The sequence below is a fragment of the Hungatella sp. L36 genome, from assembly GCF_014288035.1.
On the sequence record NZ_JACOPC010000038.1, the window covers coordinates 1 to 10,099 of the forward strand.

General features: G+C 42.4%; 16 protein-coding genes. 14 read left to right on the forward strand and 2 right to left on the reverse strand.

Going from position 1 to position 10,099, the window contains the following annotated elements:
• The first annotated feature begins 188 nt into the window (after positions 1-188).
• From H8S80_RS33555 to H8S80_RS33590, 8 genes are all read left to right on the forward strand, one after another.
• Positions 189-713: an ATP-binding protein gene (locus H8S80_RS33555; protein ID WP_147338581.1), complete on the forward strand. Its 525-nt coding sequence runs from the start codon at positions 189-191 to the stop codon at positions 711-713.
• 97 nt (positions 714-810) lie between these two features.
• Positions 811-1,353, forward strand: a complete 543-nt coding sequence (locus H8S80_RS33560) for a hypothetical protein (RefSeq protein ID WP_147338582.1) — start codon at positions 811-813, stop codon at positions 1,351-1,353.
• 207 nt (positions 1,354-1,560) lie between these two features.
• Positions 1,561-1,836 carry a multiubiquitin domain-containing protein gene (locus H8S80_RS33565; protein ID WP_117624325.1) on the forward strand — a complete coding sequence of 92 codons (276 nt, stop codon included), beginning with the start codon at positions 1,561-1,563 and terminating at the stop codon, positions 1,834-1,836.
• Positions 1,811-2,989: a ThiF family adenylyltransferase gene (locus H8S80_RS33570; RefSeq protein ID WP_178258132.1), complete on the forward strand. Its 1,179-nt coding sequence runs from the start codon at positions 1,811-1,813 to the stop codon at positions 2,987-2,989. The genes H8S80_RS33565 and H8S80_RS33570 overlap by 26 nt, the downstream gene beginning before the upstream one ends.
• A complete protein-coding gene (locus H8S80_RS33575; protein WP_117624323.1) occupies positions 2,967-3,326 on the forward strand; it encodes a ubiquitination-like system serine protease family protein in 360 nt (119 codons plus the stop codon). Before H8S80_RS33570 ends, H8S80_RS33575 begins: the two co-directional genes overlap by 23 nt.
• Positions 3,327-3,617: 291 nt before the next feature.
• Positions 3,618-4,154 (forward strand): hypothetical protein, encoded by a 537-nt coding sequence (locus tag H8S80_RS33580; RefSeq protein WP_117624322.1) that lies wholly within the window; start codon positions 3,618-3,620, stop codon positions 4,152-4,154.
• Between the two features lie 27 nt (positions 4,155-4,181).
• A complete protein-coding gene (locus H8S80_RS33585; RefSeq protein ID WP_181988082.1) occupies positions 4,182-4,343 on the forward strand; it encodes a hypothetical protein in 162 nt (53 codons plus the stop codon).
• 63 nt (positions 4,344-4,406) lie between these two features.
• A complete protein-coding gene (locus tag H8S80_RS33590) occupies positions 4,407-4,634 on the forward strand; it encodes an LPD11 domain-containing protein (protein WP_270586417.1) in 228 nt (75 codons plus the stop codon).
• 53 nt (positions 4,635-4,687) lie between these two features.
• Here H8S80_RS33590 and H8S80_RS33595 read toward each other — a convergent pair whose 3' ends face one another.
• The gene (locus tag H8S80_RS33595) at positions 4,688-5,269 is read right to left on the reverse strand and encodes a hypothetical protein (protein WP_117624320.1); all 582 of its coding nucleotides are present in this window, start codon (positions 5,267-5,269) and stop codon (positions 4,688-4,690) included.
• 120 nt (positions 5,270-5,389) lie between these two features.
• Here H8S80_RS33595 and H8S80_RS33600 point away from each other — a divergent pair, with 120 nt between their 5' ends.
• Entirely contained in the window at positions 5,390-5,698 is a 309-nt protein-coding gene (locus H8S80_RS33600; protein WP_117624319.1) for a helix-turn-helix domain-containing protein, read from the forward strand.
• Positions 5,699-5,706: 8 nt separating this feature from the next.
• On the opposite strand, the gene H8S80_RS33605 is transcribed toward H8S80_RS33600, so the two are convergent.
• Positions 5,707-6,063 (reverse strand): hypothetical protein, encoded by a 357-nt coding sequence (locus tag H8S80_RS33605; RefSeq protein ID WP_147338584.1) that lies wholly within the window; start codon positions 6,061-6,063, stop codon positions 5,707-5,709.
• Between the two features lie 203 nt (positions 6,064-6,266).
• Between H8S80_RS33605 and H8S80_RS33610 the strand changes: the two genes are divergently transcribed.
• The 5 genes from H8S80_RS33610 (at position 6,267) to H8S80_RS33630 (ending at position 10,031) form a co-directional block, all read left to right on the forward strand.
• Positions 6,267-6,518 (forward strand): helix-turn-helix domain-containing protein, encoded by a 252-nt coding sequence (locus H8S80_RS33610; protein WP_117624317.1) that lies wholly within the window; start codon positions 6,267-6,269, stop codon positions 6,516-6,518.
• A 192-nt stretch (positions 6,519-6,710) separates the two neighbouring features.
• Positions 6,711-7,142, forward strand: a complete 432-nt coding sequence (locus H8S80_RS33615; RefSeq protein WP_117624316.1) for a DUF4320 family protein — start codon at positions 6,711-6,713, stop codon at positions 7,140-7,142.
• Between the two features lie 5 nt (positions 7,143-7,147).
• A complete protein-coding gene (locus tag H8S80_RS33620; protein WP_117624315.1) occupies positions 7,148-7,630 on the forward strand; it encodes a hypothetical protein in 483 nt (160 codons plus the stop codon).
• Between the two features lie 73 nt (positions 7,631-7,703).
• Positions 7,704-8,267: a DUF6550 family protein gene (locus H8S80_RS33625; RefSeq protein WP_117624314.1), complete on the forward strand. Its 564-nt coding sequence runs from the start codon at positions 7,704-7,706 to the stop codon at positions 8,265-8,267.
• Positions 8,268-8,333: 66 nt separating this feature from the next.
• A complete protein-coding gene (locus H8S80_RS33630) occupies positions 8,334-10,031 on the forward strand; it encodes a DUF8193 domain-containing protein (protein WP_117633727.1) in 1,698 nt (565 codons plus the stop codon).
• Positions 10,032-10,099 lie beyond the last annotated feature (68 nt).

A 10,099-nucleotide genomic window follows, 5' to 3' on the forward strand; every position in this document is an offset into this window, starting at 1 on the left:
TCCAGCATTTTGGCCGTCAGCCCATTGCACTCTCTATTCTAACAGCTTTAGCAACAAGATGGATATAGACACGACTGGCTGTCGTGTACTTTACCCATAAATACATTGTAGTAGCATTTATCGATTTTTCCCAAAAACCCCCTCTATGGAAAAAGAGGACAACAAATACTCTGGTCGAAATGAAAATAATGAGTAGGCCAAATCAATGTGATGAGATGATATCGGACACTAAAAGGATTTTATATGAATGGTTTCCCGAACGGCATCCCGATCAGTATGTAAAGCAAATATCAGAATATATACGTCATATCGCTGGAAACAGTTTAGAGCATAGTGAAGAAAATCAGGATGGTATATGCTATTATACTTTACAAAAATATAGCCCTGTTGGAAAAAAATTGTCTGTCCGTGTTGCTTTTTGTGATACTGGCATGGGTATAGGACAAAGCCTTGATAAAGCTTATCCCTGGATTGCAGAAAACAGAAAAAATCCTCTCATCTATGCATTTATAAAAGGATTCTCATGTCGAGGAAATAACAATGGCGGATTAGGTTTTCGAATAGTGAAAAAACACCTGCATACTTATGGAGGCGAAGTTCAAATTCGATCAGGCAATACAATGCTACGCTATTTCGGCAAAACCGAAAAATTTAATATAGTAAAATTTAAATACCCTATAATAGGAACACAAACATTATTTATTTTAAATTAGCTCTTGACAACCGAAATAAAAAGTATTATTCTAAGAGTATGATTTCACCATTTTTTAGTGAAGTATGATGGGAGGGAAAAAAGTGTTATGTATTCTTATGAATGAATTAGCACAGAAAGTTGGTCTAAATAAAGAATTATTTTATAGACCTAATGCAGTTAAAATGTACACAGAAGTATTTCCTCTCGTTCAATATCTCAACGGCGGTACTTTGGTGGATTGTTCTTTTGAAGGTATAACAGGATGCGATGCTTCCTTTGCAGATGAATTTGTAATTAACCTTCAAAAGCATATTGCAAAGTATAAAAATGTAGTTCTTCGTTTAAGCCATTGTAATGAAGCTATCATAGAGAATTTACAGGGGGCATTGCTTATTCGCAACGAAATGGACAATGAAAAAACTAATATTTTATATTATGATTCCAGCTATAAGTTTTTGATTAAGCAAGAACCCAATTTACAAAATACTTTCGATTTTGTGCAGTCTCACAAAGAAGTATCTGCAAGGGATATTGCAGAATATTTCGGAATAGAAATCAACAGTGCGAGTAATCGCCTAAAAAAGCTCTATGACTCTAATAAATTATTTAGGCGAGAAATCAAAGATGAGAAGGGACGGCAGCATCTATACTTTTTATAAAACTCCTTAATCGGAGTTTTATAAAAGCCAACACTTCACCATTTTTTAGTGAAAAGGAGGTCTAATGATTCGAGCTTCTCCAAAAAAAATCCGTAGGTATAGCACCTACAGATTTTCCACAAAATATGTACTCGTTAGTCGCTGCAACGACTTCGAGTTTATTGTAACCCAACAACAAAATTTTTTCAATATTTGGAGGCAATAAACATGAATAATTTAAATAATATCAACAACAACCCTGATCTTCATAAAAAAGGGACCATTATAATCGTAAACGGAAGAAGCATTGAAACCTTTGAAAAGAAACTCACTTTTGAGCAGATTGTCCAGTTGGCGTTTAATGAGTATACCCCAAGTGAATCAACCGTCTACACTGTTACATACTCTAAAAATGAACATGATAAGGGTATGCTAACAGAAGGTGATGTTATTACTGTGCGAAAGGAGCTGGTTTTTAATGTCACAAAAACTTCTCGATCATAGCACAGACTTACAGAAACTTGTGGAAGATGGTTACGAATTAGAGATTCGTGGTGCATTTGCCTTAGTACACCACATTCCCTACGTAAATCAGCAAGCAGAAGTTCTATATGGGACTCTAGTCTCTCCCTTATCGTTATCAAATAATGCTGCCATTAAACCTGAAACTCATGTAATATACTTTATAGGTGAACATCCATGTGATAAAAATGGAGACAAGCTGTCTTGTATCACGCATCAAGATTTAACTCAAGATTTGGGCTCGGGAATCATAATAAACCACTCCTTTTCTAATAAGCCAATTGAGGGGTATAAAGATTACTATGAGAAATTTGTACAGTATATTAAAATTATTTCTGCCCCTGCATTATCAATCGATAGAAATGCCACTGCCCAAACATACTGCACTGCTTCTGAAGACAGTAATACCGTTTTTCAGTATCATGATACAAATTCCAGCAGAGCGTCCATCACTGCCATCTCCGAAAAACTAGCATCGCAAAATATTGGCATTATTGGTTTGGGTGGAAGCGGATCTTATGTACTGGACTTAGTATCTAAATGTCCTGTACAGAATATTCATCTTTACGATGCAGATCATTTCTATCAACATAATGCATTTAGAGCGCCTGGCGCCGCAGATATGTCAGATTTAAATGCATGTGGTACAAAAGCCGAATATTTTCATGAAAAATATTCACATATTCATAAAAATATTCATGCACATAACATTTATATAGATGAGGATAATGTTTCTTCTCTTAACGGATTAAATTTCGTTTTTATCTGCATTGATAAAGGTGATAGCAAAAAAATCATCACACAATATTTAATAGATAATAGCATTCCTTTCATTGATACAGGAATAGGAGTAACCTCTGTGGAAAATTTTCTCCTCGGACAAGTACGTTCTACCTTGGTTACCCCAGACTCTCAAACAGGTTTATCATCTATTGATATGAATATTGACGATGATATAGATAATGCATATAAGACAAATATACAGATTGCAGAATTAAATTGTCTTAGTGCCTGTCTTGCAATCATTCAGTGGAAAAAATATTGTGGTTTTTATCAAGATGTAAGAAAATATACTACAGATGTTTATAGCATAAACGATGGAGTTCTCGCCCATGAAAATACTTCAGCACTATAAAACACAGTTTGTACCTGCAATACCAGGACAGCTAAAAGAAGGTATTTTATACATTTGTATTCCGTATAATACAGCCGCGCATTTATGTGCCTGCGGATGCAAATCGGAAATTTTCACTCCAATATCCAAACAATATGGCTGGATAGTTAGCTATGATGGGGACAACGCTTCTCTTTCTCCTTCAATTGGTAATGGCGCATACCCTTGTCACTCCCATTATTTCTTGAGGAACGGTGATGTAGAGTGGCTTCCACCTATAGGTATCTCTACCCAGCCAGCCCAGGCAGCTAAAAAGAAGCACTCTATATTTGATTTCTTCAAAAAATTATTGAAATAGTAATTCTAAGGGGTTGAACACATCAAAAAAGTTCAACCCTATTTCATATATATTTCTCCTTTATGTCACCAACCGTATTGATTTCCCCCTAGCCTCCCTATAAAATTGCAGTATATCTTATTTTGTATCTCCAGTATGGAATACACGCTGTTTATGATTGTACGTTCAGCCAGAAGTCCGCTCTTTTCAGATGCGCTTCTGGCTTTTGTTTTTGAATAGACTTAAAAGAAGAATGACAAGGCTGATCCCTGCCATTCTTTTTTAAGATAAAATTAAAAGGAGGGACCATCAATGAAAGGTGGCATGATAACATCTATCAACGAATTAGACTTAAACGACATCACTTTTGAAAAAATGCATTGGGAATACGGAACGCTTATGAGCCGCAGCGTCGGCAAACGATCTGAAAAACAGACATATTACACAAAAGGCGTCAAGACACCTATGGGAGAAATTGAGGAATCTGTATGGTACGAGCTGGCAGAATTCATGGTTCAGCGTGAGCATGAAGAAGAGCTGTTTAATAATCTGCTCCAGTTTGAGACTGAGACAACTCATAATCGCTGCTTTGAATTTAATAAACTGAGGCAGTACACCCTGGAACTTTACGCGGACCGGATCTTCGACCATCCGGGGTGGATTGGCTTTGTTCCGTTCAACCGAAAATACCGCCCTGATTTCATTAAAGATATGAAATTCATAAAGATTAAATCGGAATGCTGCGGAGCGATTGGTGAAATAACTGCAGAGCAGATTAATCCGGTCGGAGCGCCATGCCCCAAATGTGGAAGGATTGCCCCATTTACACGCATACCGGAAGAAAATTAACTACTATTCTGAAGGTGAGGAACGCTTATGACTTTAGAAGGCAAAGAAAAGGTTGTACTGGTATTAAAATATATCGGTGAAGATTTCTGCTCCCAATCGGTATATCAAGATCAGTTCGATCACTTATGGAAAGATGTTGGATCAGGAGATAGTGAGCAGCCGTGTTTATACTCGGCCATCAATAATTAATTTGAAGGCGAGCCATGTACCCTCATAAATCAGGAGTTTATCATACAACCTACAGAAAACCGGATTAGTGAAGAAAAAAAGTTCCAGTATCAAATGCTGGGCCGGTTAATATCTGATTGTGAGTATTACTTAGGATATGGATATAGAGATCCTGACAAGCTCTGGGCTCATGATGAGAAAGAACAAATTGAGAAAATCAAAAAAATATGGCTTAGTTTTTCTGAGTTGGAAAAGCCGGAATGGCTGACCTGGGAACAAATCATCGCATACGAGAAAGAAATGTGTAAATAACAGGAATTGATATGTAGATGCTGCCGGTATAAAGCCAGCAGCATCTACAAGATTTATTCTGGTTTTAAAGCCCCAACCAGGCTTAGTACCCGATAGGCGTCTGTTAGGCCCTGAACATAAAAATATTTCCTGCAGCTTCTCTGAAAAGTGCTGTCCAATTCTTCCAGCCGTGATACATCTTCCTTCAGGCCGTCGTTCGCCTCCATACTGTAATGGACAATACGATCCCATGTCTCGCCGCATTTCATATGTGTATCTTTGAGGTCTCCTTCTTCCAGAAACTGTCTTTCCCAAAATGCAATGACTTCATCTAACAGCGGATCGGCCAGTTTGGACTCTTTATCCGGATTAACAGGAGCATGGCTCCAGAACGTGCTGTACCCCTCTATCAAATTGTAAAGCGTATACAGTCTGAGATTTTCAATCGGTATATAAAACTGGCACTCCTCCACTTCATCCGGGAAAAAAGAAACCATAAGCTCCTGATCCGATACCCCTCGCTTAAAATAGACATCGATTCCATTAACATCATGTAATCGTTCGATTCTCTGGACTACACTCCCAGGGACCAGCATACTCATTAACACCTTAACTTCTCTATCCTGCATTTCTTCTGACAATATCCGATACTGCATTAGTTCTCCTCTCTGCATAACGCTACGACAAACTGTTTAAATTATACGATAGGCAATATTAAATTACAACGAAAGAATGAAGTAAAATAAACGATATAACCGTATTAAGGGAGGCCCTGAATGATAAATATTACAGAACGAATCACAGCCCTGCGTCTGGAACGGAAGTGGTCGGAATACCAGCTTGCAGAAAAATCAGGTATTACCCAATCCACCATATCCTCCTGGTCCAGGCAAAATGCCGTCCCCAGTATCCAGAACCTTGAAAAGATCTGTAATGCCTTCCAAATCACCCTCTCTCAATTTTTCCTGGAGGACGATTCGCAGGCCATCTGTCTCACGGAGTCACAGAAATCCATGTTCCATGCCTGGAACCGTTTAACAGTAGAACAACAGACCACCCTTCTCCAGTTCATGAAGACGATCTGATACCTGGCCTACGGCCAGCTGTCTTCTGCTATCAATTCTACTTCGTTACCATCGGCTCTGTATGTATACTGCTTCCAGCCGATTCCGTTGTCAAAATCTTTCATGCTCCTGTAAAATATAAGTGTGATTTCATTTGTAGGCGTATCATAATTGATCCGCCTGTGTTCCCGTACTACTTCATCTGCAGTCTTATCTAACTGCTTTTTTAACCATACATGCTTTACCACAACACAGACCATAGTTTCTGTGTAGTCTCTGCCAGATGACCGGAGCTGGAAAACCACTCGGTACTCTGGCTTTAATGCTGTCCAGGCGATAACCAAAAAGGTCACGCCGACCATGATTCTTTTCCAGTATTTTTTCACCGCATCCCCTTTCATATCGTTGTCAATCCGTTCTTTTCACGTTTATTTCCTGCCTTTACATGCCATACCCTTCTTTCCGATGTTTTTTTCTGTGACTTTTCTTCTTTTTAGTCATCATTGGGATAATTTTATCCAATTTATGTGATAGTGTCAATTAGTCATCTTTGGAATAAATCATTTTGTAACAGGGGCGGTGAACACTTATGAAGATTTATCAATATCAGGACAAAACCAACATGTGCGGCGAAAATGTGAAGAAATACAGACGTGAGCAAGATGTATCACAAACAGAACTGGCCGCTCGCCTTCAGACCTATGATGTGATACTGGAACAAAAATCCATCAGCCGCATTGAAGCTGGAACCAGGGTAGTTGCCGATTATGAATTATTCGCTTTAAGCAAAGCTCTGAATGTCACCATTTATAATCTGCTCGGATTGCCGAATCCAAAATAATAGGGAATTTTGTCTCTGGCACAACTATGGCACTGAAATATCCCAAACTGGCACGGTTTTGCGATTTACACGGTAAATCCCATATGATAAAATTGGTATTGTGAAAATTAGTAAGCAGACCAAAGAAACGCAGGTTTCTGGCCCTCCAGCCAGGCCCGCGTTTTTTTATTGCCAGCAGAAAGGGGGGATTTTTTGAAACAGAAAGTATTTCAGACTTTAAAATCGGAGAAAGGGGAAGCGTCCTATATTGGTACCTTTGTTTATATCCTGGTCGCCGCTATTATGATCGCTTTTATCATCAATGTCTTTCAAGTGATCTCCGTAAAACAGCAGATGGATCACCTGGCCGATCAGCTGGTAAAGCAGATCCAGCTGAATGGAGGGGAGAACGATGACACCAACTCGCTTTTCACCTATCTGGCCGATCAGATATCCGGAGCCGAGGGCCTTACCTATGATGTGGATTCACCGGATGACACGGATCAGATTCAAATTGGCACACCGTTTTATGTTTCTGTTTCCGGCCGATGCCATCTGGGCGGTTTCTGGAAGCTGCGTCTGGTACCCATTACCATCCGGGCCAGCGGCGCAGGTGTGAGTGAACATTATTGGAAACCGAGGTGAATTTCATGATGCAGCGATTATACCGGGATGAGCGTGGTGACTTATCCTACTTTACTATCTTTGTCATTCTGGCCGTCAACATGCTCCTGGCCTTTGTCCTGCTGTTCGCAATGGTTAAAATCAATAGTATTAATATCCGGAATGCAGCCAAAATGGAGTTAAACAATGTCAGCGCCCGAATCTATGCCGATACGTTCCATTCCCAGCGTGAGGCGAATCTGGAGTCCTACATGAAGGATCTGCATTTGAGCCATTCCTATCAGGAAGCGCTCCGCGCGGACTTCATTAACAGCCTGAAGGATCGGATTGATATGGAGAATGACAATTATACCCTCCGGAACATACGGTTGGATTTTAACCAGTATGACGACAAAATTGAATACGTTTTTTACTGTGAGGCCCAATTCAGAATCCATATGTTTGGCAGGGCCTTTCCACCGGTTACACAGCGGATTGAGCTGACTGGTTCCCATCACACCAAATATTAAGATAATTTGTTGTTGGTTTTAAGAGGCCGGTCCGTATATAGTATATATCAGCACATAGATAGGAGATGAGCTTATGAAAAAAGGAAAACAGAACCATTCCAATATAATAGCAGTTACCGCCTTATCCTTATTATGCGTCGGCATTCTGGGAGGCGCCTTCCTTTTAAACCGGAGTCCGGAACCGGTATTTGAGCCGGCAGCGTCTGAACCGGCCGCCGAAACCGTCACCTGGAGCGAACCTGAGACAAAACCGGCCGCCGCTTCTCTTCCAAAGGAGACTGAGGCACCCACACGGGAGTTGTTGGAGGGAACTCCCGATGATGAAATACAGGTAGTGGAAAGTGAAGGCGATGAGGTTGAAATTGCCCTGACTCCGCCAGTGACAAAGCCAGCCAGGGAAATCCCGGAAACGCAATCACAGCCAGCAAAAAGCTGCCCGGATAAACCAACGCAGGCTCCAACAGAAGCGGCTCCGGATACGGAAGGACAGGAAGCTGCAGCTCCTTCAGCCGATTCAAACGAGCATGAAGGTCAGGTTTATGACCCTGTCTTCGGCTGGACGACCCCAGGTGCTCCCCAGGCAGATATCCTGGATAACGATGGGGATGTGAATAAACAAATCGGTTACATTGAATAGGTAAAGACAAGAAAGGCTTAGGGAATCCACCTGAGCCTTTTTTCTATGAGAGGAGAACATTGAATTATGAAACGAATCTTTCGGCAGATTCTTCTGTATACCCTCCTCCTTACGCTGGCCTGCCCTGTGCAGGTCCTTGCTGCAGGGGAAGGGAATATGGACGGAGGCGGTTCCGGAATGGGACAGGGAACTGCCCAGAACTTCTGGTCCCCGGGTAATGACGGCGTCCGCATTACCGTGGTAAATGCAGAAACAGGGGAAGCAGCGGCTCCCTCTGTTGATTTTTCCAATAAGTCGTTCTCGAAGCCTATCTTCCATTTCGAGAAATACAGTAAGCTGGACTACCGGGCCGGAGCTGCCCTTACCCCGGCACAGGGAAATTATCCTTATCATATACCGGCCGCTACCATCCCTTATATTATGACGAGCAATACCCATCCGGCCAACATCCAGGCAATCCGGCAATACTTCTGTTCGGAATTTGCGGCAAAAATGGTATCCGACGCAACCGGCCTGGAATATGAAACGCTGATTGACGGCGATTATAAACTTGTGATTGAGCCAATCTGCTATTTTACCTATCAGGGTAATTTCTACGCCATGACGGCTACTGAGGCGGCCCTGTATAACCAGTTAAGCGGCGGCGCGCTCGTCTCTATGCTGCCGAATGTCATCCAGAAAAATCTGCCCCTTGCTATTTTCCTGGAAAAAGGCGATCTGGGCTTTCCGGCCTGGACTGGTCCCACCAACGAACGGGTAACGGATGAGCAGATTATCTCGGCTCTGGGAATCGGCATCGTAAGCTATAAGGATCTGCCTGCGCCTGAGATTGAGGCCCCTGATGTTGTATACCGCGTCGATACCGATGTCATCACCAGTATTACGCTTAACTCCAGAAGGCGCCTGACTCCGAGCAGTCCCGGAAAGGTAACCTTTTACATCAAAGACCGGACCTACCGTGTTACCAATATTGTCATGCCTTCCTACAGCTCCCAGGTTGTCTGGGTGAAGTGGCATACTCCATCCACACCCCAGGATATCCGTATCCGGGTTAGCGTGTCATCCGGAAATACATCAGAGACAGAATTTATCGCCCGGATTGAGTCCCTGGATGAAAACCCGCCGCCTGATCCGCAGGCCACAGACACGAATCCGCGTTTTACCATGCCTTCCCTGCCGAGGGATACGCAGAAGACGTCCGCTTCCTGGAGTGTCTGGTACGCCTACTGGGTGTCGGATTTCTGTGATGAGGGACACGATCACGGCGATTGGGAATACGACGCTAATTACTATTATGCCTCCCTGGACGGGGATATGGAGCTGTGGCCGGATGACATTGTGCCGACCGCTTCCGGCAAGAACATGAAAAGCGGATATGGAGTAAAAGAAAACGCAAACGCGCGTTTATCCTCCAATGCTCCGTCAAGCCATTACACCACGGCCCAAACTGCAGTATCCTACTTTTCTGAGTTCAAATACCAGACGTACTGGCGGCTCCTGTCCCGCAGGCAGAATGGCTTAAATTCCACGTTCCAGTTTAAGGAGAATCCCTATTCCACGTACAACCGAAACGTCCATTTTTCCCCTGTGTGGTATCCAGATCACAGCGACTATACGGTTTACACCCGGATCATAGATGCATGGACCCCGGCCGGTATGCTGTCCGTGAATGTCAATGATTCCGTAGACATCAATGGCAGCCTGTTTGACGATTGGGTGCGCCCATATAGCTTCACATATATGCGTGAAGCGTGGGATAGATAAAAATCTGCCTTTGGCAAGGCAGTGGGCAAGGTACTGACTGCCCATCGTTATCAACTCAGCCTGCGGGG